A 22,365-nucleotide genomic window follows, 5' to 3' on the forward strand; every position below is an offset into this window, starting at 1 on the left:
TAATATAATATATATTTCTTTTTCCTCTTCTTCTTTTTGTTTTCTAACTCCATTAACAATGTTTTAGATTTTATACTGTGTCCGACTAAGGTAAACCTTAAAAATTTGTTCATTATTTAATTAATTTGATTAAAAATGTCAGAAGAACTTCTCAAACCAGGAGAAAGAGAAATGATACAGAGTAGAAGTTATCTCTACGATTTATTAGATAAATTAAACGATATCCTAGAAAATAAGAAGGAATTATTAGAACAAAAGGGCATAGCACCTAAGCTATCAGTAGTGCTTGACTTAATTACCTTAAACAGACTTTATCTAGACGTTATTTATAAGACCTATTGGAACCAATTAGTTGAAGTTATAAACGAGCTTAATGCATTACCAGAGCTTAAAGATGACATGGCAGATGTAAACGCTGATGTAGAGGAGATAAAGAAATTGAAACAACAAGGAGGATTTTAAATAAATAACTTTTTTTATTTTTCAACTTTCCAATTTACGTTAACTTTTATTTGTCTTATAAGAGTATCTTTAAGAGGGCATCTCCTCATGGACTGTTCTAAAACTTCGTTTATTCTCTCATCCTTGCTTTTTACGTTGATAAAGTAGTTGATCTCAAGTAAACCTGGAGGAACGTTAGGGTCTCCTTGAAAACCTTTAGGATCCATAGTTCCTTCAATATAGCCTTCAACTTCATCAACCTTTACGTTCATTTCTCTTGCTACATAGTAAATAGTTAGCATCATACAGGAAAGTGCTGAGGATAATAGCATCTCTTCTGGTGTTGGATAATCTGAGCCCATTAAACCTATGTCAACTTCTTTTCCTGCAACACAAGTTTTTGCAACATCTCCTTCCAGTCTTCCCTCTACTGTAAAGGTTATCATGTTAATTAATTAAACCAATATCCCTTAATATTGCTAACTCCACGGCATACCTTATATAATACGCTGTTTTCTCTTCACCGTTTAATGCCTTCCCAATCCTTCTTTCAACCTCGTTTATCTGATCTGTAACTACTACGCTTATGTTAGTTTCAAGGAGGGGCTTGTTTAACTTGAAAGCTTGGTAAACTCTCATCGTAAGTTCATACATTTCTTCATCCATGTTAAGTAAGTAGTTTCCTATTGCAGGAATTAATTGACCGTTTATTTCGACCATTTTTCCCTTAAAATAAGGCTTCCAGCTTAACATGCTATTTTTTACGAACTCCCAAGAGGGTGGAAAACCTTTGTATTCGTCTGCGGAAGGTATTTCAGCAATTTTGTAAGTTTCTCCGTTAATTTCTATTTCTCCTTTAACTTCCACTTCTATTTTTCCCAATTTTTCCTTCAACGGGGATTACACCACTGTTTCTACTTAATATAAGTAAAGATTTTTTTCTTTTCTATTTATTATAACTTGATCTGAAATGTCCACAAAAATGGATCCGTGCATTGAAGAATGTTACAGTCCAAGATCAGCGTGGAAGTATGTTACAGTAGAAGAATGCCTAAGACAGTGCAGAACTATAGAAATAAGTAAGGTACAATGAGCCTAGAATTCATGGTAAAAAATAAGGTAGATAAAGCAGTAGTTAATGAAGGAGGAAAAAGAAAACTAGTGACGTTAAAAAGTCTGCTGTTCAACAAGGAGGAGAACTTTTACGAAGTTGAAGGAGAACTGAGAGAAAGTGAAATATATGATCTCATTTATGAATACCATTTTTTATTTTTCCCATCTTTGAACCTTCTAATTGATGCTAAAGATTTCATAAAAGTTAGTAAAGCTAAAGATATTGAGGTAGGTGAAGTAATGGATGTAGAACCGATAGTTGCCCCACCAGAAGAGACAGTGCTTAACGTCATGCAGAAAATGAAAGAAAAGGATGAAGAATATGCTGTAGTTGTATGTGACAGTTTACCTTGCGGTATTTTGGATTTATTTGGTGTAGGTAATGCTGTACTGGAAGGGAAAACAAATGAGAGCGTTATTACCTTTGCAGTGAAGGAGTTCTTTAAGGTTACTCCAGAGTCTTCTTTAGAGACTGCTAGGAAGTTAATGGTAAAGTCGATTTTCCTTCTTCCAGTAGTGGATTTCAAGGTCTTATTAGGAAGTATTTCTTGGAAGGAAGTTTTCGATAATTTAGATAAGAAGCTAATGTTTCATGAATTTCATAGGAAAAATTTTTAGTATAGTTAATTGGTAAAGTTAATTTAAGTGATAGATTTGGTAGTCGAATCCAACTGTGAAATTCCTGAAAGTCTTCTTTATTATATTGAAGGTAAAAACACAGTTTGGGCAAAGCAAGAATCAGCAGACGTAATTTTAGTAGGAATAACGGACATAGCCCAAACTATGGCAGGTAAAATAGTTAAAGTTAGAATAAAGAAGAAGGGAATTAAAGTAGAAAAGGGCAGGCCTTTAGCTACAATGGAAAGCGGTAAGTGGGCTGGGCCAGTTCCAGCTCCTGTCTCAGGAGAAATTATAGACGTTAATGCAGCGGCAGAGAAGGACCCAGTAATTATTAACAGAGACCCATATGGTCAAGGTTGGTTGGTTAGAATGAAAGTAAGTAATCCTGAAGAGCTAAAGCAGCTCTATACTGGAGATCAAGCAGTACAGAAATTAAAGGAGTTAATATCCTCAGAGAAATTGTCGTGTAAGAGGCTTTGAAATGAGCTGGAGGTTTGCGGCGCTACCTCCCCAAGACGGTTACCACATGGTTACTTCCTTCGTTTCTGTAGCCGATTATGTGAGTAGGGGAGGTAAAAATACATTAATGGTTTTTTATGCCAAAGAACCTTTCGTCAATGTTGGTGTAAATCAAGAAGTCTGGCTTGAGGTTAATCTCGATTTTACTAAACAGCACAGCATTCCAGTAGTTAGGAGGGATTTAGGAGGCGGAACTGTTGTAATAACTCCCGGAGAGCACGACTTCTTTATTGTACTAAGGCAGGAAGATGCTCCTTCGGATCCACAATCTCTCTATAAGAAATACCTGACTCCTATAGTAAATGTAATTAAGAGTTACGGTCTCGACGCTCAGCTAAGAGACCAAGATATAGTAGTTAATGGTAAAAAAATCAGTGGAAATGGCGCAATGACTCATGAGAAGGCAGTAGTAATTGCAGGAAATATCTTACTCTCATTTGATGCGAATTTCGTAAGTAAGTGTATCAAGGTACCTTCTGAAAAATTCAGGGATAAAGTTGCTAAGGACATGAGTGAATGGTTAACTTCAATGGAGAAGGAGTTAGGTTACGTCCCTGACAGAAATGAGCTTAACAGAAAAATTAAGGAAGAATATGAGAAAGAACTAGGAATAAAATTCGAGGAATCTTCATTAACTCCTGAAGAAATAGAACTTTGGGATAAATTAGCTGAGGATAAGAGAAGGGAGGAATGGATTTACTATAGAGATAACAGACATCCAGACTTGAAGACTGATAGGTGCGTTAAGATTTCCTCAGCTGTTGCTGTATGTCACGTTGATTATAAGGCTAGAAAGTTGCTAAGGATAACGGTTAAGATTCTTAATAAAAAGTTGGATGAGGTATCAGTTTCAGGAGACTTCTTCGTAATGTCTCCTCAAGGATTTCTAGATAGGTTAGAAGACTCCTTGACTGGAATTGAGGTTAGTAAAATTAATGAAAAAATTGACGAGGTATTTAGTTCAGAAAAGCCAGTAATCTTCGGTTTTACTGTAGATGACTTAAAGAAGGCGTTTGAGGAGATTTTAAGTAAACCTGAAGTTAGGGAAATTATCTAAACTTTTCCCATTATTCTGGATGAGACTTTAAATTCTAGTTAGATTTTTATTACTTCCATTTTTCATGTAATATTACTTCTTCTGGTTTTTTAACTGTTTTAGGCTTTGGTTTATACTCTGGGTCTGGGTATCCCACTGACAGTAAGGTCACCAGAACTTTTTCCTTTGGGATTCCTAATATCTTCTTTGCAGTCTCGTTTTCGTAAGCTGCAACCCAGCCTATCCCTAAGCCTACTGCATAAGCTGCAAGAACAAAATACATTGTAGCGTTAACTACATCAACCATCCAAGTGTCTGGACTTACGTCTGGCTCCCCTACAACTGCTATATTAACTGGAGCATATGACAAGTGAGTAGCGCCCTTATGCAATTTTGAAAGTTCGACTTTTGTCTGCTCATCTCTAATTATTATGAACTTCCAAGGTGTTCTGTTCATCGAATTTGGTGCGTGGTTTGCTACGTAGATTAGCTTCTTTAGAAGTTCATCATCAACGTCTTTTTTCTGGAAGCTTCTTATACTCCTTCTATTCATAAGAAATTGGAGTATATCTTCATGCATAGGATAAAGAGAAACGAGTACCTTTTTATTTTTGACTATCTTTGAGGAAAGTTAGAAGTCACTATCTTTTCTATAGTACTATCCCAATATGATTTTGATATAAGAAATGGGATTGATATTGAAATATAATAAATAGCTAGTGCTATAATAGTGTAAAATATTGTATAAGGTGGAATAATTGAAGCCTTAACTAAGACTGGTATTACTGCTATAGTAGATAAAGGTGTAAATATTACTAAGACAGCAATTATTGAGATAGGACTTAACGTGGGACTAGTAGGATCTGGAAGGTACCTAGCAATTGTTGAAATGAATGTTATTGAACTTAAAGGTATAAATAGTAAAAAAGCCATGGCATTTACAATACAGCCCAGTGCTAATAATGCTACTCCTATCGGTAACGCGAATATTAAAACTAATAATGCCTTACTTATTAGATAAATCCTAGCAAATTGTATTTGTGTCATTACGCTTAGATCTAGCCATAAAGGCTCGGTTAAAAACGCTGAAGATGTAAGAACTATCATAAATGTCCAGCCTATAGCAAGCACGAACACGTCCGTATATATTGCATTAACTAGTGTAGGGGTTATACTTTGCTGTAGTAAAAGGTCGTATTTGATATAGCGCATTACAAAATAAATAATTACTCCTATGGCTAGTAAAATTGAAAAGACCTTCCATGATTCTACTCTCCTTAAGGTAACTTGTCCCGTAGGATTTGATCTTCCTCCTATTTCTATCACTCTTAGATTTCTAGTTAAAAATAGCAATAAAGGGTTGGAAAACCTGAAGGAAATTGTGCTCTTAACATCACCGCTTGTTGATAGCGTAGTATTCGTATAGAGAAGGAGGTCTGGTTTTCTTATTGCTAGTATGAACATTAAAATGACAAAAGCGTAAAGGACTACATAGCCTTCATAATAACCGAAGAACATTGAAAGAGGACTTAGAGGGAAGTTGAATAATGCGGAGAAGAACCATAATAAGATGAGCAAATCCAGGACGACTCTCGTCTTTTTGTTAAAGCTATAAAACACTATGGGTGTTGTCGTAAAAAGTAACGCAAGAGGTGAAATAACTAGAAGTCCTAGCAAGCCAACACAGAGTATGAAGAGGAATGAAAATGTTAAAAGGAAAATTAGGAAAGATATGAAATAGCCTACGATTAAAGAAGTTATTATTTCATTATCATTAAAGGGGAGAAGTAAGAGGAAATCTAAGTCCGACTTTGGGATTTTTACCCTATCGGTTAGAAGTAAAATGATGAGGAAAAATGAAATAAGAAAGAGTATAGTAAATTTATAATAACCAGCGAAAAAGATATAATTGGTTTTAATAAAATAGTAGGCTAAAAGTGAATAAAGCATAGTAAATACCACGTTAATTAGAATTAAGTTTTTGGGAATTCTAGACATTACAACAAATTTAATCAGCTTTCCAATCATTATTAATCGTTAACCTTATCTTATTTTTAAGCATAATGATTAGCCAATATGTTGAGTAATACCTTAAATTATTTCTACGATCTTGGAATGCTTAAAAGCTAGTTATATAAATTTCTTTCTCTAATAAAATTGAGTGTGGATAGCAATTTCATTCATTTGGAATATTTACATTTAGTATCACTTACATGTCTGGTAAATATACTGGAGCGTAAAGCGCGTTATAAGCTAGGAAGAACGCTGATATCTACCTATTGAGTGTGAACCTATTCGTGTTTCATGGGAAGCGAAAGTCCATTGAGGATGTCATGTGTTTTAAGCTCCTAAAGCCTTGTTCTACGTAGTCTCTCTCGTTGACCCTCTTGTGTTCCACGTTTAGCCAAGTGAACGCGTTATAGATTGTTGCTCCATCATGTATATTACCTTGTCTATCCTCGTTTTGAGCACTTTCTCAGCCTCTGCATTCTTCACGTTCGTCAATTAGTACGTGCACTCCTAGAGCTCGTCACCATGAAGAAGGGTATTTCACAGTCTTCACGTACCTTACAATCCACACGTAATAGTACTGCCCGTCTACTACCATAACTTTAGTTTCATTCACCGCATAAAAACCACTAATTTGCACCACGTACTTAACGCAACTCAACTTCCTCAAGCAGCAAGGTAGAATGAGGCAAAAGAAGTCCTCCAAGAAGACAAACCAGAGTTAGCCAAAGCCAAGGCTATTACCTCCTTGGAGTAAAACATAGGCTTAAGGTTAATATACTCCATTAATACTTGTTGAGCACGGGAACTTTCCACCTAGTTCCCGTAGTATCACCCAACTAATACTCCCGTGCTCACACAAAAAAGTATTACTTCACATTCTATTAACAGAACATAAACAGTTCATAAAATTTATTTTGAATTAACAAAATTGTTATTCACACTGATATTATAAATCATAAAATTTTTATACTTATAAAACTTTGCTAATTTTATGAGAGAAATATATAGATTAGCCTTGGGGATTATTATAGCCCTCTTAGTTGGAATAGGAATTGGTTACGCAATATGGGGTACTTATAGGCCAGCAATAAGTAGTATGGGTATAAAGATGGTGCTTTATAGGATAGACGGGTTCCCAGTATGTGTTTATTTCCAGACAAATAGCCATGTAGTCCAAAATGGCTCTTGGACCTTATTTGATAATTCTCAGAACAGAATACCTACAGTTAGTGGAGATCTTAACGTTAGTTGGGTATATCAGCAACTGATGCCAGCCTTCAGTTTTAATAACATAAGCGGGTGGTTAAAGCTGATAAAGACCTATTCTCCTAAGTTTAGGGAAGGATATGTCCAAATGGCTGGAGATGCCGTTCCCCCATCTTATGCAGACGGAATAGTATATGTTGCGTCCTCAGACGATATGTTATATGCAATAAATGTGACTAACGGGAATACGATATTTATCGCACAAATGCCAGATACGCTAATGTCACAACCCCTAATTTACCATGGAATGGTTTATGTAGGTCTGGGAGGAGCATTTTTCACTTACTCGCAAGGTCTCCTTAATGCTTACGGTGGCGGTCATAGAGGAGAATTCACTGGTCTCTCTGGGCTAATGGCTCTTAATGCTACAAACGGTAAGCCCATATGGTTCTTCCAGACGAAATCTCAGGTTATGCCTACTCCAGTCATCATTGGTAACGTAATTTACTTCGATGATGGAAACGGATATGTTTACGCAGTCAATGCCGACACTGGAAAACTTATCTGGAAACTAGGCTCATTCGGTACGGCCAATATGGCAAGCTTAGACTATGTTAATACGTCTAATGGAACTATAATTGTGGCTGGTTTCTCCTCGGCATATCCAATTAATATATCACAAATTGTAGGTATTTACACTTACGGTAAAATAGCGTGGATAACAAAATTACCTTTCACTTATGATTCTGGTCCGGGTGATGCTGTTATTGCTGTATCTGGGGATCACGTTGTGGACGGATTCATATCTGGATATCCTATTCACAAGGGACCTTTATTTAATGAGACGTTAGTTAGGGAAGTAGTCTTAGCCTTAAACGGGACAAATGGTCACATTATCTGGATAAGGAACGTATCCGGATACACTCTTCCTACTGGTGCAAATAATGGCGAGAGTCCTGCAATTGTAGGCCATTATGTTTTCATTAATAATAGAAAAGACGGATTAATCATGGCCCTTAACTTAAGTAACGGAAATACAATCTGGGAGGATCATTTAGCTAGGGGTGCTCCAGGGCTAATAGGCCCGACTTATGTGGACGGTTATATTTTAAACCCAGACTTCGAGTATATTCAAGTAATTAATGCCACAACTGGAAAACTCATTAACTTATATCCTACTGGGCAAGATCTGGTAATAGATACACCTCTGGTAGTGGGTAATACGGTAATTGTTGATGGTGCATTTAACTATGTTGAGGCAATTCCGCTATATTACGTAATTCATAATACTACTTCAATTCTTGAAATATATCGTTCACACTTTGTTTCTGCAATTCCATCATGTCAAAATGATCCAGCAGGAGGTTCTACTACACAACCATCACAAGTATATTTCATATTACATCAGATAGTGGACTCTTTAACTAGGTTTATACAACTGTTTGAGTCAATACTTTCAAAGGTATAACTTTTTTCTTACTGTGGACATATTCTATCTGTTTAATGCTCATCTCTAGGTCATAGTAAGATACTATGCAATTCTTTTATAAGATTAAATAATTAAGGTAAGAGAGTTCAAGATAAAATAACTGAGTTTTTACACTTTCCTTTATTTTTAAGTTTTTTGGCTATTCTCATGCAGTCACGAAATTCTAAAATTTTCTGCAATATTATCTCAAGTTAACTACTGGGTTTGCCTATATTCAAATTCAAATAAACCTTTTTAAGGATGCTCTCTTTATTGAGAGGATGTGAGGATAAATAGCTTGTGCTTGATAGGCTACTTACAAGGATCTCATAACCTTTACACAATAAATGTTTTATAAAACAATATTTACTCTTCACATTTCTATGTCTTTTTAGTTAGATCATATTAGGAAAACTATTTTTATAAATATTATAATATTTTCACAAATATTTATAGAATTTGATGACTGTTTGAGAGCAGTTCCAATATTTACTCTCTCAATTAAACGTCCTCATAATTCCGTTAAAATATTACTCGAATTATTACTTACATTTCGCAACATATAATATAATTTATTTTAACTCTTTTTAAATACTATTTAAAACTGTTAATAAGCGACACTATAATTCATCATTTTTATGAGGTCTATCTGTTATCCTAAACGTCCTTTCATCTCCCGCGTCAGTGCTTACCTTACGTCGGTTGATTTCAAATCTTCCTTAACCTTTCCGTGTAAGGTATTCCTCCGACTACTACTTCCTTATCCTGATTTTTTACTCACCTAATCAGTTCTTCTATTTTGAATAAAGTGTAGATTCTCGTCACCTATAAGTGTGAGGAAATCGTAATCAAATATCCTTACCGCATCTTCAATTTTCTCCTCGTTAAAGAAATACCTTTCTTCATTTACGAAAGTAGTAGCCCTACCTAGCTGGTAATATTCAGTTACAAATTTTTAGAGGGACCACGTTGACACCATGTGATCTACTTAACCTCCTTGAGGGTAATGGACCAAAAACGTATTTAATAAAGAGTATTCTGTCCTAACAATTAAAAACCTGGTATAAGTATTCTATTAGATGATTAATAAAACGAAATTAACTTACATAAAAAAGTTTCGAGATATTGGATATAAGAGAAAAAGCATTTATTCACAGAGGAAAGTAAAGCACGTATGCAGTTACCAAATGACGAGGTCATAAGGAAAGAAGCTAAAGAAAAAGGAATTGATGAGGAAGTATTATTGATTGACAACTTATCCAATGATCTTGATCCCACTATCAGATATACACTGTATGAGGAGAAAGCTAAAGACCTTTTATCGGAGGCTAAGAAATACCTTGAGGAGAGAGACTTCATTCAAGCTTCAGAAAAAGCTTGGGGAGCTTGCGCGTCAATCGTTAAAGCTTACGCTGAGAAAAATGGGCTAGAACATTATAGACACAGAGAGTTGGAGGAAATAATGAGCGGTATAATATCACAAATGAATGGTGATAAGGAATTAATTTCAGAATGGTCTACGTGCCTTCGTTTTCATTCGAACTTTTATGACAATTTCATGACTGAGAAGAATTTATATTCATCTTTAGAGTTGGTAGAGAATTTTATCAAAAATATGGAAAATGGTATTGAACGCTAAAGCTTAGACTCCTATTAAGTTTATTATTTCTCATTCCAAAAATAGGGTAATGTCGAATGTTAATCTCTTGTCTGCCTCGGATGTATTGCTTAAGGAGGCTGATGAGTTTTTAGAGAAGGGTGATGTTGTTCAAGCTTCTGAGAAGTATTATAAGGCTGCAGAGGAGGCTGTAAAGCTCTTAACTAAAGCACTTAACCTCCAAGATATATTGCAAAAAGTAAAGGAAGAAGGATATTGGAGTTTAGGAATTCTTCATGATGCTGTGATTGAATTATCGGAAAAACTGAATGATAATAGGATTGTAGATTTATGGAAATCAGCTGTTATAATACTTACTGCAAACTTATCTAAGGATATCTTGATAATTGAAGCAGAGAAAGTGAGAGAACTTGTCGAGCTCGCAGATGAAATCACAAATTTTAAACTGGATTAAGGAGGCTGATGAGTTTTTAGAGAAGGGTGATGTTGTTCAAGCTTCTGAGAAGTATTATAAGGCTGCAGAGGAGGCTGTAAAGCTCTTGGCCAAAACGTTGAACTTACAAGATATATTACAAAAAGTAATGAAAAACGGTAGATGGTCTTCTACCTTACTTTTTGAAGGAGCTAGAGCTATTTCTCCAGAAATGTACTCCGTGTGGTCTGACGCATGGTATTTGCATATTTATGGATTTCATGAAATGAGACTTACCTATGAAGAAGTTAAGACGTTATCTCAAAATATTCATAAAATTGTAAAAATGATGAACATAATTTAAAATTTTATACATGATAAAAAGAATGACAAACCTAGCCTTTTTACGGTAGACCCAAAATTAGATTAATAAAAATAACTCTTATCTACTAATAACGATCTATGAGAATTTAATATGATTGTATAGTTGATTTTTAGAGATTCCTAAGCGTCGCGTAAGATCTTTTATATTTCTACACGGTAAACTGAGGGATATTATCGAAATATTAGAAAAAAAGACTTCGTATTTGATTTGTACTTATGAGATGATTTTGGGTCTTCCCGACAGGAAGGAATCAGATAAGATCTTCATCAAGTATTTAGTTCTTAATGTATGTCTTATACTTTGTAAGCTAAAAATTATAAAAAATCATAAAAAAGAAACATATAAATTTTACTTTCTTAGAAAGCTATAGTTAAATATTTATAAAAAAATAGATAAACTTCTTTATGAGGAAAAATGAACTTAAAAATATTAGCAGGTTTCCTTGTGTTGGGAGTAATAATCCTATCTGCAATAACTTTCTTTAATTTTACTACCATTGTAGCACAAGACAAGGGAGACATGCAATCCAAAGGTCCAGTAATGTATAATTATGATGAATATAATGGAACTTATTTTCCACACACCCTAATGGTAGTTTATTATCCATGTAACGCAACATGTGGCAACTTAGGTTTTCCATCAGTGTGGCCAGTAACTAACGGAAATCAGTGTCACAACGCAGTAGTAAGCACTACTTGTCAAGCCTTGCTACAAGGAGTGAATTGGCAACTTCCCTTACTGAACTACGTAGGCGGAGTAGCGATACCGTTATCAACACCTCCATGCAAATTACCTTGGGCACAGCAATTAGGAGTTAAAGGAGCGTTAGTTTACTATACTCAAATGGTTGGCGAGCCCTTAGGAGTAACTTTAGCATGTGGGCTACTTTATGCGACAGAAGATAGTATGCCAGGCAGTATAACTGCGATAAACCCTGTAACTGGAAAAATTGTTTGGATGGTAAATGGATTAGCAGGGCCTGCAATGAATAATCCAATAGTATATCATGGAATAGTATTTGTTTCAGTAGGAGGAGTATGCTTTACATTCTCGCAGTTTGTCCATTTTGAACAGCACCAGTACTGTAAGATACACAGAGGTAGGTGCGGAGCTGTTTATGCGTTTAACGCTACTGACGGGCAACTATTATGGATGAGGTTTACTTACGGTGAAGCGATGCCAGCCCCAGCAATTTATGACGGAATTTTAGCTTATACTACTGGAGGAGGATGCTTCGTAGGAGTTAATGCGACTACTGGTCAGACCTTATGGGTTAGCCACTTCCCAGGCTTAATGGGTAACATGGCTAGCGTAAATTACTACGTTTTACCTAACGGAACTCCATTATTCATTGCAGGGTTTACCTATACTGCCTCGCCTTACGGCTACATAATAGCAGTAAACGGAATTAACGGCCATGAGGCATGGAACGCGACAATGCCCTCTCCTTTTGTAGGTGCAAATACTGGGTTGGGAGATGTAGCTCCAGCAGTTGATCAGAAATTAGGAATAGTTGTTGATAATGATATTGCAAACTTCTCCAACGGATACGTGGATATGGTAACATTTGCATTAAACGCTACAAACGGCAAACCATTGTGGGCCGTAAACACTGGTAGAGGGCCTATACCACCTGCATATAAAGGAGGAATGCCATTGATAGTAGGTAACGTAGTTTATGATGGTAACCCATCATTAGGAACTGTTAATGCAATATGCATATTAACTGGGAGGATATTATGGTCAACTAAATTACCATGCCTGCAAACTCCTCCAAAGTTCCCTGGAGGACCTAGAGGATCTCCAACATATTATCACGGCTTACTATGGGTTTCAGCAGGACAATATGTTTACGTGATTAATCCTAAGAACGGAGACCTACTTACGTTCTACTGGATAGGAGGCAGGTTAGGAATAATGAACCCAGTAATTGTAGGAAACACAATGTTCTTATCCAACTCTTACGGCTGGGTAATAGCGATACCACTATCTCAAATATATCCAGCATATGTATATTATTAAGTTATAATTTCTTTTTACTTCTACCTTGTTTTTCTGAGTTTAGGTATTTTAGTATGAGTACCCAAGAAATTCATATTTGGTAAGCCTACAGATGATCCCTTTGATAGGGAAGAAGAAATTAGAACGCTCTTGAACCTAATAAATAGAAAGCAACCAGTAAGCGTAATAGGAACAGGGAAGTTGGTAAAACATCAATACTCCTAAAGGTTTTGTCCTCATTAAATGCTCCTCATATTTATATTTCTGCAGAACATTTTATAGAAGGAAAGAGCTTTGATCTTAAATTATTTCTAATCTCATTTTCTGGGCTAATTGTATCTGAAGTAGTAAAGTTTCTCGATACTAGAAAGAGAATTGTGTTTGATATTAAAAATAAGGGTAAAAACTAACAACTTTATTAAGGGACTTATTAGGCTATGCAAAACTATGATGTTGCAATTGAAGAACTTGACGGATTTCCTGCCGGGCTTAACTATTTTGGACTCAGAGCCCTGAACTGTGAAAGAGTTGATGAAAAATGCGTTAAAGACGTGCTAGACAGTATGAATCAAGATCCTATTATTAGGAATATCGTATTAGGTGAATACAGAAAATTGAGTAAAAATGCGAGAGCAATTTTTCATTTCTAGTTAAGAAAGGTGGACAAGGAAACCTTAGAGGAATAGGAATAAATAAATCTAGCATAAATGAAGGCCTTAAGAGCCTCATAGGTGAAGGGGTTATATATTGAGGGTGAACAGAGGTGTTTATAAGATTGTAGACCCCGTCTTTGTAAAAATACTTGCTAAGGAAAATTAATGGCACATGTAAGAGATAAATATTTATAATTATAATAATTATAAATTCAAATAAGCTTATATCTTACATAATTTCACTACGTTCATTATTTATTTCTCTCAAGCTTATTTTAACATATTTTAGGTCTCTTATATAATATCTTTAATGAAAGAGTTAAATTCTAGGAAAAAGAAAGTAGAATACAATGTTAAAAGCAATAATGTCCTCAAATCTCAAGGCACTTGATGTAAATGCAACACTTAAAGATGCTGCAGAACTAATGGTTTCCTCTGGAATAAGGAGAATTCCCGTCACAGTTGCAGGGAATATTGTTGGAGTAGTTTCAGCTAGAACCGTAGTAAAAGAAGCTGTAAGCAACCAAAACTGGGCATCAGAAAAGCTCTCAGACCTAGCTAAGCCCGCAATTACTGTAGATCCAGACACTCCTTTTAGGACTGCTGCGAAAATAATGGTAAAATATGGTATAGGCTCATTAATAGTTAAGGGACAAGGAATAGTAACTGAAAGAGATTTAGCTAAAGTGATTCCTAGAGTAACAATTCCTGCAATATCAGTAGGGACTACTAACGTTCTGATTTTACCTTCAGACTCCACTGTAATGGATGCAGCAAAGAGCATGATATCATTAGGCATATCTCACATACCCGTAAACTCGGGAGCTGACGTAATAGGATTAGTGTCATTGAGGGATGTACTTAAAGCAGTATATGAAGGAAATACAAGCCAAAAGTTATCAGATATAGCATCAAAGAGTTTAGTTTATGAAGACATTGATGCTTCGGTGGAAGATATAGCTGATTTAATAGTGTCAAAATACGTAGGTGCAGTTCCATTATTTGAAGGAGAACCTAAGGCCGCAAATCTACGCGGAATAATAACCGAATGGGATTTAGTAAGGCTTTACGCTTCAATGGCAAGAGCTCATGTACTGATTAAGGCTGACCCTTCAAAGATAAGAGGATTAGTTGCTGCACTAATGGCAACTCCAAGAGTTTACGATGTTGCAATAGTTTACGGACCTTACGATTTGCTAGTTACGATAGATGTTGAGGATCCCGACTTAATAGGAACTACTGTAGTTAATTCTATTGCATCAATGTCTGGAGTTAAGGAAACTACTACGTTGATTGAAGCAGAACAGATATGAATCTGCTTTTTTATTACATATTCGAAAGATCTTTTTAAATCAATTATCAACAAGAAGAAATGTGTTATGAAGTCAGTAAACTAGGAAAAAGCATTAATTTGCTATTATGTAATTCTCATGAAGAATAGAGGAATTCTACTCTTTTAAACGCTTTTCAATCTAAATTTTTAGATATATAAAAATTGATAACTTTTCTTTCGCAATATTATAATATACATCAAAAAAGTATACTTTTAGGTCATTAAAAATAGATTGTTGTAAGAAGATCTCGAATTAAGAAATTAAAGAATTTACTGAGATTTATTCTATAAAATTCAAGGTATTATATTTATCTTGAGAGACGACTCAGGTAGAGAACCCATGTTAGGATTTACTAAAATAGAATGCAGGAATCGCTACTAATATTGAATTTTGTACTATGGAAATGCTTTGAAAAATCTTGTCAAAGGGAAAGTATTTAAGGACAATTTTACTCAAAAAACTCAATGGAGGACAATTTTACAAGGATTGTAAAAGATAAGACGAGAAGAGAAATATTAATTTATCTTTATAATAAAGGTAAAGCTACATATTCAGATATTTTACATGATATGAATTTATCAACAGGCAAACTAAATTACCATTTGAGAGTCCTTCAGCCATTAATAACAAAAGAAAATGAGTATTACATGCTCAATGAAAAGGGAAAGCAATTAGTGGAAGTGATGCTTAGCTTGGGAAATAATAAAAAGGAATTTGAATATACTAAGTATCTGCCTCAATTTTTGGCAATTACATCATTAATCTTTCTATTTATAGCTGGTGGGCTCTTGCATCATATACATACATTTTACGTTGTTTATTCCATTTCAATAATACTACTTATAACATCAGCATTTTTTATTTATACTCAAGACGTGAGTGGCTTGGAGAACGCTATGATATTCCTGTCAATATTGTTCCCTTATGCGTTTTACCTTAACGGTCACATTTATGTATTTTCTTTTTTGCCAGCCTATTTAATCGTAACATCGTTCATTAAAATTAACTACTATATATATGAATTAATACCTACATTGATATATTATTTTGGAATATTACCTAAATTTATAAACTATAATGAAAGGCTCATGAGCATTTTATGGGGTATTATACTAGTAATTGACGCGTTATCGAGTTTTTCATACTCTTATCTAATAGACTTAACACCGTTAATGCTAGGTATGTCTACACTGATTAGTAGAGAATCAATGCAAAATTATAAGGCTCTCTTCATACTTACGTTGATAGTAATTATAGGTGGCGTAGTGTTCAAAATGTTCATTCTGTAGTAAAGATCTCATATTCAGTACAATCAAACTTGACGAGAGTATAATTTATGAAGCTATTAGCTAATTTGATATTGCAGTTCCATATTTGATAAGAGGAGTGACAGAACGATATTAAGGCCTTATGCATCAATGCTAGGAGTTAATGAACAGATTTTTCAACTATAAGTAACTTATACAAAACTTCAATTATATTATGTTTTTGTAACATGAGACGGGGAAAATCTAGATAGCTTGTTATTTCGCTCTTATGTCAGAGGGGATTATACAACCTAGGACGATATAGGCGTTCTAATAGTTTCTGACGTATTCCCCAAGCATCCAATGGGAGGTTTTGCAAGGTCTTATAATATGAAATATCCATAAGCCATGCCCATGGCAATGAATACTTAGGTTTTTAAAGAAGCTTACAGAAGGTTCTACTTTTATCCTATAGAAGATAGTAAAATCCTGTGCAGTGACGAGAAGTTCAAAATGAAGTTCATGATAAATATAGGGAAGTTAGGAAAGAAGTTTAGAAGAAAAGGAAAGCTTTGGTAAGTGTAGTTAAGTTGCTAATCTGAAAATATCTATTAAGACTTCAATATGGTTTTTGATATATTATTTAGGAAAAATTTGAGTGTGCTAACTACGCTGTCTTAACATCTCTAGTATTGCAAAAAGATAAATAGTTGGTACCAACAATTTGTTGGTACCAGCAAAGTGTGATTCACCTATGGTCCACCAACTGATAATCCTTTCGGAAGGGATGAGGAAATTTCCGCTCTTATTAAGTTAATGAAAGCCGGGCAACCAGTTAGCCTTATTGGACCTAGAAGAATAGGTAAGACCTCAATTTTGCTCGCTTCTCTTAAGAGATCTGACTTACCTTATACTCTTATATCTGTCGAGGATTTCCTAAAAGGAGAAAAAGGTTTTAATTTTCCAGAGTTCCTTTCTGCTTATATCAGTAAAATCTTACTTGCTCTTTACCCCTTCTCCGGTCATGTATTTAAGGTTGAGGAGAAAGTAAAGAGCTACTTGAAAGTACTGAGAGATCTACTAGGGGCTGTAAAGATATCTTTCAATATTCCGGAAGTTACTGGGCTAATAGAAGTGATTCTCGATAAGGGAGAGAAAGGAAAAGACTTATCAGAGGAATTTTCAAGGGCTTTAGAATTGCCAGAAATTCTAGCTGAGAAGTTTGACGTTAGACTCATTATAGCAATAGATGAGTTCCAATACTTAAATCTAGCAAAGCAATCAGTGCCAGAAATCTTTCACGTTATGAGGAGTAAGTGGCAGTTCCAAAAGAGAGTATCGTATGTAATCTCGGGTTCTGCAGTAGGCATACTAAAGGAGATAATGAGTTCTAGAAACCAACCATTTTATCAGTATTTTTACGCTATTAGAGTTTCTCCTTTCTCCAGGGAGGTTTCCAGAAAATTCCTTAAGAAAGGGTTTGAAGAAGATGGAGTAAACGTAAGTGAAAGCGACATAGAAAAGATAGTTGAGTTCGTAGATGGTTTTCCTGCTTGGCTAAACTTAGTTGGAATAAAAGTAGAGTTGATAAAAGATGTGGAAAAAGTTTTATCCTCTTTACCCTCTGACGATAATGTTATATCGACAATAGAAGGTGACTTAAATAAGCTTTCCCCAACTGCTAAAAGTGTTTTAAGAAAACTTGCGAAGTTAGGCTGTAAAGGGTCTCCAAAAGATTTAGGAGATAATGAGTGGAGCGTACAGAGAGGATTGAAACAACTAATGAGATACGGTTACGTTGAGAGGGAAGATAAAGGTATTTATAAAATTGTAGACCCTATGGTAATTCATTATCTTATTGCAAGGTCTAGTTAGTTGATACTGCACTTTCAAATTTTCCTAAAAAATCTCATCTTGAGCTCTCCCTAATCTACGCAATCAATTGAATTCACTCTTTTCTAGCTTTAAACCAAGACTTTCAGCTATCTTTATATCAGCAGTTACATCTTCTTTTTTAAATGACTGAATAACGTAAGAGCCTATAATATTGTCGTTATACCTTGTCTGTGGTTTAAGTAAATAGTATTTTGTCTTCTTTTGCGGTATTCTTATCTTATTTACATCAATCAGTTCAGTTGTTATTTTGGCATTTGGGAAAATTTCCTTTAGGATCTTTTCTCCAATTTCTGCGTTTGACTTTTCCAGCTCTTGAAGGGAGGAGAAGTTGATGTTCCTAAACTGTGAAACCAGTTTTTCCTCGATTTCTTCGTCAACTTCCTTGCCATCTTTTATTGTTGAGTTAACTAATTTCATTGCAGCACAGTCTGTGTGAGGTAAGAAGACTACTTCATCAAGTTTTAGCTCCTTCAGTGTGTCTTTTAACTCATAGACGTTTGCTCCGGCATTTCTTATTATCAGATCTCCTTCTTCCTTTACACTCTTCATTACTTCTTCACTTAGCCTGTAGTCCATACAGGAAATAATTAGACGCATATAAGAAAAAAGGAGAGGTAGTTTAAATTTTTTAAATTAAATAAACATTCTTTCCATGTTCTCGGCTAACTATTGTAAAGGTATGTAAAAACTAGGTAGGCCGAGTTCTTTACTCTAAGTATTGTCTCAAGAAGTTCATTTTTAGTTAAATCTGAAAAAACTAGCTTTGCGATGTTTATCTCTTTAGGCTTATCCTGCGGAGTTAAATAAAATTCTACATTCATTCTCATTAGATCTAACATAACCTCCTTAAGCTTAGATTTATCCACGCTATCACTAAGTTCTACTGCAGTAGTTATAATATAATACTTAGAATTAGGCTGAGGTCTCATTATTGCTACTGATGGACCGCCTAAAGGTGGAGAAATGTTTACTTGGAAATATACATTAGATTTTTCTTGTTCAACCTTCATTCCAAGTTCTGTTAGCCAATTAATTATCTCTACATCAGAAGCCATTTAAGTACACCTAGGTGAGTAATATAGTCCTTCCTCAATTTTATGTTTAGAAGTAGAGTTTACGTATTCCATAAGAGATCTATAATGTAATGGAATTAAGTACGATTTACCACCATTAATAGTGGACAGATCGTACTCAGTTTTACTCGCAGTTACGAAAAACCATGTGGGTGAATTTACTATCTTAGAAATTCTCTTAAATTCTGTGAAGTCAATAACGTTAGTTACGAAGGCATCGACATTGTATCTCATTAATATTTTCTTAACTTCTATTTTATCTAATACTGATGAGAAGACGAAAATCCTGAATCTGTAACTGAGTTCCTCGATAGAAAATAAGTCGTCTAAGATAACATCATACCTTGTTTTTACATCTATTTTTCTTCCATCATATAGGAGATAAACTAGTTCTTCAATGTTATTGAATTTTAGAAATGCGGTTGTGCTTATAACTTGAGGGATCATTTTTTCACCATCTTCTCTAACCATATTTTCGTTAAGATCTTTTGTTTACAATCGTTGCACACATCAGTGTATTGCGTGGAATATCCTAAAGATGATAGCAGATCGTCGACTCTGCTCTTAACTTTAGAAGAGCCTATAGGTTTTCCGCAGAATCTACATCTCTGTAGCTTCACTTTATTTACGGTTATCTGACCGTGAATTACTTCCTTTATTTTTGCTCTTTCCTTGAAAGTTATTGCATTCTCTGGGCAGTTCTTAATACACCTTTGAGAGCCTATGCAATTACTTAAGTTGTAACCTAGGATAATCTCATCTCCACTATTTTTCATCTCTGGAACTAACATTTGGCACATTCTTACACAAACTCCACATAGGACGCATTTTTCCGGATTTACTTCTACTGAAAAAATTCCTTCAATTTCCTCTTCCTCATTCAATTTCATTTTCTTATTCATCTCGTTAATTGCCCAAATTAATAGTCCTCTTCTTCTCCTTCTGCTAAGGATTACGTCTTCTGGAATTTTGGAGATCGGTATTTCGAAGTTAACATTATACGCCTTTTTCAGTTCTTCCTCATTTTTAACCTTTAATATTGGAAAATTTATGCCCGGAAAATGAGAGGGAATTTCCTCAACTCTCTTTACGGATATTTCGTCTCCTTCTTTTGCATAAATTATTGGCAACAAGCCTGCAGAATATGCAGAAAGTACAAATGAATCGTGAATTCCCCCTATTGGAATTACAACTGGAAATACTCCTTCTTCTATTTCGACATCCTTAACTGGAGTAAAAAGAAGCTTTGCATTGCCATATTTTTCTACAATAGTGTTTACGAAGGAAACGAATTGCATTGTACTAAAAGTTGGTAGTTCTAGATATCCTAGGTAGGAAGAACCAGAACAGTACCCGCAATATGTGCATTCTTCCGGCTTAGACACTTGAGGACCTTCTGGTGCCTTAACTATTATCTTCTTAGGGCATGACTCTATACATTTATTTATTTCTCTCTCAACCTTAAGTTCGTCTGCTAAAACTGGGTAAGGTAGATACTCGTATAGTCTAAATCTTATCAAGTTCCTTCTGGACAGTTTTGATGATCTCACTGGCTGTATGTAGTAAGCTAGATCCGCAAAGGATTGTTTTGCTATATAAGCTGAAATCAGAGATGTTAAATGCTTCTTAGAGAACTTCAGCCACTTTTCAGGGATAACATCTATTGCTATAGGATTAATTCCAGTTCTCTGCTCTATTTCATAAACTAAATCCTCTTTTGCTTCTCCTAAAATTACTATGGATTTTACGAAATTCTCAGTTAAGTCGGAAAATATATGATTACCTAACTCAGATATGTAAACTAAGTTCGGATTTTCGAAAAATGAGCCTAAAGTATCTCTGTCCATTTTTAAACTAGGTGAAAATAACAAACCGACGTTCAATTTGATACACCTAATCTATCTTTTTCCACGTTTATCCATTCGTTCAAAGCTTTGCAAACGGATTTAAATATTTCAGACCTATCGTCTACAATTACATCGTTTGCCCAGTCTGGAATCCAACCATAAACATGGCTTATGAAGAAGTTTCTCTCATCCATTATAGCCCTCTGGTCTCCTTCGTCCTCCTTTGAAATTAAGAATGACATGAAAGCCATTATTGAGGAAATGTGATCTGCTTCAGGCTGGAAGAAATCGCCCATTTTAGGCCTAAGTTTATATGCCTTGTAAAACTTTATGATATCATTTAGCTTAAATAATGCGACCTTCTCTCCCATTAATGTGTACAACCTTTTACTTTCTACGGGTGTTAAAGGCTTTACCCCAATACCCGTTAAAAAAAGGGTCGTATATTCAATTAAATAGTCCTTCTTTTGCTTGGTGTTGAGTAATTCAAAAACTTCTGATAGCGGTTCAAAAACTTCCTTGGCTACCTTAATTTTTTCTAACATTTCCTTATAACTATCGTCATCTAGTTTATAATAAAAAATATCTGAAAAAATATCGTAAATGAAAGCTCTATTGCTTAGTTCCTTCATCACTTTCATCATCTGGATCTTGTTCTGTATATGTAGAATCGTTACCTTGTTGTTGTTCGGTGTACGTGGAATTATTGCCTTGAGCGCCCAACTGAACTACACCGTTGGCAGTATAAGCGTCATAGTACTCTGACTGGCTTAGCAGTTCTACATCTTCTTGTGCATCGTATTTACTATGCCACGGTAAATACCCGCTTGCAGGATCTGCACCGGTTTCTGGTCCCAGTACAAATCCTCCTTTATCTATAAAGAGTATAGTGCCAGGATCTGTGGGATCGAGCCTATTAGCCCATATTCTAGCTTGAACCATACATCCGTGAACACATGCAGGTATTCTTTCCTCTGGAGGTAAAGTTGGATCGTAAATTCTGTCAAAGCAATGCGTGCACTTCTTTGTTACACCTTCAATGTAATCGAAGAACCTATTACCGTATGGGCAAGCATAAATGCAGTACTTAGTGCCTATACATTCATCGTAATTCACAAGGACTATACCGTCTTCCGTCCTTTTGAAAGTTGCACCTACTGGGCAAACCGGAACGCAAGGGGCATTAAAGCAATGGAAGCAATTTATTGGTATATTAAATATCTTAGTCTGAGGATATTCTCCTACTTCAACGTATAGCACTCTAAGCCAGAACATTACATCTAGATCTCCGTATGGGTTTAAGTCCGGCAGTGGGCCGAACATTCCAGACGTGTTCCATTCCTTGCAAGACATTTGACAGCCTCCACAGCCGAAGCACTTATTTAGATCCGTTATTATTGCATAGTTTTTCTTTGGCTTAAATGGAGGAGCATGTTGTACTCCTTCATTTTCTATATTTAAGGTAACGGGTTGGTCTGCCAT

General features: G+C 35.2%; 23 protein-coding genes and 2 pseudogenes. 14 read left to right on the forward strand and 11 right to left on the reverse strand.

Features of this window, described 5'->3' with window-relative positions:
* Positions 1-135 precede the first annotated feature (135 nt).
* Entirely contained in the window at positions 136-462 is a 327-nt protein-coding gene (locus tag HS5_RS00730; protein ID WP_236752176.1) for a hypothetical protein, read from the forward strand.
* 14 nt (positions 463-476) lie between these two features.
* On the opposite strand, the gene HS5_RS00735 is transcribed toward HS5_RS00730, so the two are convergent.
* Both HS5_RS00735 and HS5_RS00740 read right to left on the reverse strand, forming a co-directional pair.
* Positions 477-893: an OsmC family protein gene (locus tag HS5_RS00735; RefSeq protein WP_236753610.1), complete on the reverse strand. Its 417-nt coding sequence runs from the start codon at positions 891-893 to the stop codon at positions 477-479.
* Positions 889-1,335, reverse strand: coding sequence for a hypothetical protein (locus tag HS5_RS00740; protein WP_236752177.1), 447 nt, complete (start codon positions 1,333-1,335; stop codon positions 889-891). Before HS5_RS00740 ends, HS5_RS00735 begins: the two co-directional genes overlap by 5 nt.
* Positions 1,336-1,411: 76 nt before the next feature.
* On the opposite strand from HS5_RS00740, the gene HS5_RS14410 reads away from it, so the two are divergent.
* The 4 genes from HS5_RS14410 to HS5_RS00755 are packed head-to-tail and all read left to right on the forward strand — an operon-like array spanning position 1,412 to position 3,751.
* Positions 1,412-1,534, forward strand: a complete 123-nt coding sequence (locus tag HS5_RS14410) for a hypothetical protein (protein WP_256445550.1) — start codon at positions 1,412-1,414, stop codon at positions 1,532-1,534.
* The gene (locus tag HS5_RS00745) at positions 1,531-2,172 is read left to right on the forward strand and encodes a CBS domain-containing protein (protein ID WP_236752178.1); all 642 of its coding nucleotides are present in this window, start codon (positions 1,531-1,533) and stop codon (positions 2,170-2,172) included. Before HS5_RS14410 ends, HS5_RS00745 begins: the two co-directional genes overlap by 4 nt.
* Positions 2,173-2,208: 36 nt before the next feature.
* Positions 2,209-2,655 (forward strand): glycine cleavage system protein H, encoded by a 447-nt coding sequence (locus HS5_RS00750; RefSeq protein WP_236752179.1) that lies wholly within the window; start codon positions 2,209-2,211, stop codon positions 2,653-2,655.
* Position 2,656: 1 nt separating this feature from the next.
* Complete coding sequence (locus HS5_RS00755) at positions 2,657-3,751, forward strand: biotin/lipoate A/B protein ligase family protein (protein WP_236752180.1); 1,095 nt, start codon at positions 2,657-2,659, stop codon at positions 3,749-3,751.
* Between the two features lie 49 nt (positions 3,752-3,800).
* Here HS5_RS00755 and HS5_RS00760 read toward each other — a convergent pair whose 3' ends face one another.
* The 3 genes and pseudogenes from HS5_RS00760 to HS5_RS00770 form a co-directional block, all read right to left on the reverse strand.
* Positions 3,801-4,310, reverse strand: coding sequence for a nitroreductase family protein (locus HS5_RS00760; RefSeq protein ID WP_236752181.1), 510 nt, complete (start codon positions 4,308-4,310; stop codon positions 3,801-3,803).
* 35 nt (positions 4,311-4,345) lie between these two features.
* Positions 4,346-5,758 (reverse strand): hypothetical protein, encoded by a 1,413-nt coding sequence (locus HS5_RS00765; RefSeq protein ID WP_236752182.1) that lies wholly within the window; start codon positions 5,756-5,758, stop codon positions 4,346-4,348.
* A 181-nt stretch (positions 5,759-5,939) separates the two neighbouring features.
* A pseudogene (locus HS5_RS00770) lies at positions 5,940-6,579 on the reverse strand (IS6 family transposase).
* A 155-nt stretch (positions 6,580-6,734) separates the two neighbouring features.
* Here HS5_RS00770 and HS5_RS00775 point away from each other — a divergent pair.
* From HS5_RS00775 to HS5_RS00815, 9 genes and pseudogenes are all read left to right on the forward strand, one after another.
* Positions 6,735-8,417, forward strand: a complete 1,683-nt coding sequence (locus tag HS5_RS00775; protein WP_236752183.1) for a PQQ-binding-like beta-propeller repeat protein — start codon at positions 6,735-6,737, stop codon at positions 8,415-8,417.
* Positions 8,418-9,591: 1,174 nt separating this feature from the next.
* Positions 9,592-10,056, forward strand: a complete 465-nt coding sequence (locus HS5_RS00780) for a PaREP1 family protein (RefSeq protein WP_236752184.1) — start codon at positions 9,592-9,594, stop codon at positions 10,054-10,056.
* 49 nt (positions 10,057-10,105) lie between these two features.
* Positions 10,106-10,489, forward strand: a complete 384-nt coding sequence (locus tag HS5_RS00785) for a PaREP1 family protein (RefSeq protein ID WP_236752185.1) — start codon at positions 10,106-10,108, stop codon at positions 10,487-10,489.
* Complete coding sequence (locus HS5_RS00790; RefSeq protein ID WP_236752186.1) at positions 10,461-10,811, forward strand: PaREP1 family protein; 351 nt, start codon at positions 10,461-10,463, stop codon at positions 10,809-10,811. The genes HS5_RS00785 and HS5_RS00790 overlap by 29 nt, the downstream gene beginning before the upstream one ends.
* A gap of 435 nt (positions 10,812-11,246) precedes the next feature.
* Positions 11,247-12,854: a PQQ-binding-like beta-propeller repeat protein gene (locus tag HS5_RS00795; RefSeq protein ID WP_236752187.1), complete on the forward strand. Its 1,608-nt coding sequence runs from the start codon at positions 11,247-11,249 to the stop codon at positions 12,852-12,854.
* A 416-nt stretch (positions 12,855-13,270) separates the two neighbouring features.
* Complete coding sequence (locus HS5_RS00800) at positions 13,271-13,483, forward strand: hypothetical protein (RefSeq protein WP_236752188.1); 213 nt, start codon at positions 13,271-13,273, stop codon at positions 13,481-13,483.
* Positions 13,484-13,836: 353 nt separating this feature from the next.
* Positions 13,837-14,799, forward strand: a complete 963-nt coding sequence (locus tag HS5_RS00805; RefSeq protein WP_236752189.1) for a CBS domain-containing protein — start codon at positions 13,837-13,839, stop codon at positions 14,797-14,799.
* Positions 14,800-15,284: 485 nt separating this feature from the next.
* The gene (locus tag HS5_RS00810; RefSeq protein WP_236752190.1) at positions 15,285-16,109 is read left to right on the forward strand and encodes a winged helix-turn-helix domain-containing protein; all 825 of its coding nucleotides are present in this window, start codon (positions 15,285-15,287) and stop codon (positions 16,107-16,109) included.
* Positions 16,110-16,859: 750 nt separating this feature from the next.
* Positions 16,860-17,942, forward strand: a pseudogene (locus HS5_RS00815) (ATP-binding protein); the annotation flags it as partial.
* A 63-nt stretch (positions 17,943-18,005) separates the two neighbouring features.
* Here HS5_RS00815 and HS5_RS00820 read toward each other — a convergent pair.
* The 6 genes from HS5_RS00820 to HS5_RS00845 form a co-directional block, all read right to left on the reverse strand.
* Positions 18,006-18,560: a carbonic anhydrase gene (locus HS5_RS00820; protein ID WP_236752192.1), complete on the reverse strand. Its 555-nt coding sequence runs from the start codon at positions 18,558-18,560 to the stop codon at positions 18,006-18,008.
* 65 nt (positions 18,561-18,625) lie between these two features.
* On the reverse strand, positions 18,626-19,018 hold the full coding sequence (locus HS5_RS00825; protein WP_236752193.1) for a DUF2299 family protein: 393 nt from the start codon (positions 19,016-19,018) through the stop codon (positions 18,626-18,628).
* Positions 19,019-19,483, reverse strand: coding sequence for a hypothetical protein (locus tag HS5_RS00830; RefSeq protein WP_236752194.1), 465 nt, complete (start codon positions 19,481-19,483; stop codon positions 19,019-19,021). It lies immediately after the preceding gene.
* On the reverse strand, positions 19,480-20,919 hold the full coding sequence (locus tag HS5_RS00835; RefSeq protein ID WP_236752195.1) for a 4Fe-4S binding protein: 1,440 nt from the start codon (positions 20,917-20,919) through the stop codon (positions 19,480-19,482). Before HS5_RS00835 ends, HS5_RS00830 begins: the two co-directional genes overlap by 4 nt.
* Positions 20,916-21,515: a molecular chaperone TorD family protein gene (locus HS5_RS00840; protein ID WP_236752196.1), complete on the reverse strand. Its 600-nt coding sequence runs from the start codon at positions 21,513-21,515 to the stop codon at positions 20,916-20,918. Before HS5_RS00840 ends, HS5_RS00835 begins: the two co-directional genes overlap by 4 nt.
* On the reverse strand, positions 21,496-22,365 hold the full coding sequence (locus HS5_RS00845) for a 4Fe-4S dicluster domain-containing protein (RefSeq protein ID WP_236752197.1): 870 nt from the start codon (positions 22,363-22,365) through the stop codon (positions 21,496-21,498). The genes HS5_RS00840 and HS5_RS00845 overlap by 20 nt, the downstream gene beginning before the upstream one ends.

The organism is Acidianus sp. HS-5 (assembly GCF_021655615.1).
Classification (GTDB): Archaea; Thermoproteota; Thermoprotei_A; order Sulfolobales; family Sulfolobaceae; genus Acidianus.

Coding starts and splice junctions, on each gene's coding strand:
- HS5_RS00810 (WP_236752190.1), top strand. CDS start 15,285: ATGGAGGACAATTTTACAAGGATTGTAAAAGATAAGACGAGAAGAGAA.
- HS5_RS00795 (WP_236752187.1), top strand. CDS start 11,247: ATGAACTTAAAAATATTAGCAGGTTTCCTTGTGTTGGGAGTAATAATC.
- HS5_RS00760 (WP_236752181.1), bottom strand. CDS start 4,310: ATGCATGAAGATATACTCCAATTTCTTATGAATAGAAGGAGTATAAGA.
- HS5_RS00775 (WP_236752183.1), top strand. CDS start 6,735: ATGAGAGAAATATATAGATTAGCCTTGGGGATTATTATAGCCCTCTTA.
- HS5_RS00840 (WP_236752196.1), bottom strand. CDS start 21,515: ATGAAGGAACTAAGCAATAGAGCTTTCATTTACGATATTTTTTCAGAT.
- HS5_RS00730 (WP_236752176.1), top strand. CDS start 136: ATGTCAGAAGAACTTCTCAAACCAGGAGAAAGAGAAATGATACAGAGT.
- HS5_RS00765 (WP_236752182.1), bottom strand. CDS start 5,758: ATGATTGGAAAGCTGATTAAATTTGTTGTAATGTCTAGAATTCCCAAA.
- HS5_RS00805 (WP_236752189.1), top strand. CDS start 13,837: ATGTTAAAAGCAATAATGTCCTCAAATCTCAAGGCACTTGATGTAAAT.
- HS5_RS00800 (WP_236752188.1), top strand. CDS start 13,271: ATGCAAAACTATGATGTTGCAATTGAAGAACTTGACGGATTTCCTGCC.
- HS5_RS00790 (WP_236752186.1), top strand. CDS start 10,461: ATGAAATCACAAATTTTAAACTGGATTAAGGAGGCTGATGAGTTTTTA.
- HS5_RS00845 (WP_236752197.1), bottom strand. CDS start 22,365: ATGGCAGACCAACCCGTTACCTTAAATATAGAAAATGAAGGAGTACAA.
- HS5_RS00825 (WP_236752193.1), bottom strand. CDS start 19,018: ATGGCTTCTGATGTAGAGATAATTAATTGGCTAACAGAACTTGGAATG.
- HS5_RS00820 (WP_236752192.1), bottom strand. CDS start 18,560: ATGCGTCTAATTATTTCCTGTATGGACTACAGGCTAAGTGAAGAAGTA.
- HS5_RS00755 (WP_236752180.1), top strand. CDS start 2,657: ATGAGCTGGAGGTTTGCGGCGCTACCTCCCCAAGACGGTTACCACATG.
- HS5_RS14410 (WP_256445550.1), top strand. CDS start 1,412: ATGTCCACAAAAATGGATCCGTGCATTGAAGAATGTTACAGTCCAAGA.
- HS5_RS00745 (WP_236752178.1), top strand. CDS start 1,531: ATGAGCCTAGAATTCATGGTAAAAAATAAGGTAGATAAAGCAGTAGTT.
- HS5_RS00780 (WP_236752184.1), top strand. CDS start 9,592: ATGCAGTTACCAAATGACGAGGTCATAAGGAAAGAAGCTAAAGAAAAA.
- HS5_RS00830 (WP_236752194.1), bottom strand. CDS start 19,483: ATGATCCCTCAAGTTATAAGCACAACCGCATTTCTAAAATTCAATAAC.
- HS5_RS00785 (WP_236752185.1), top strand. CDS start 10,106: ATGTCGAATGTTAATCTCTTGTCTGCCTCGGATGTATTGCTTAAGGAG.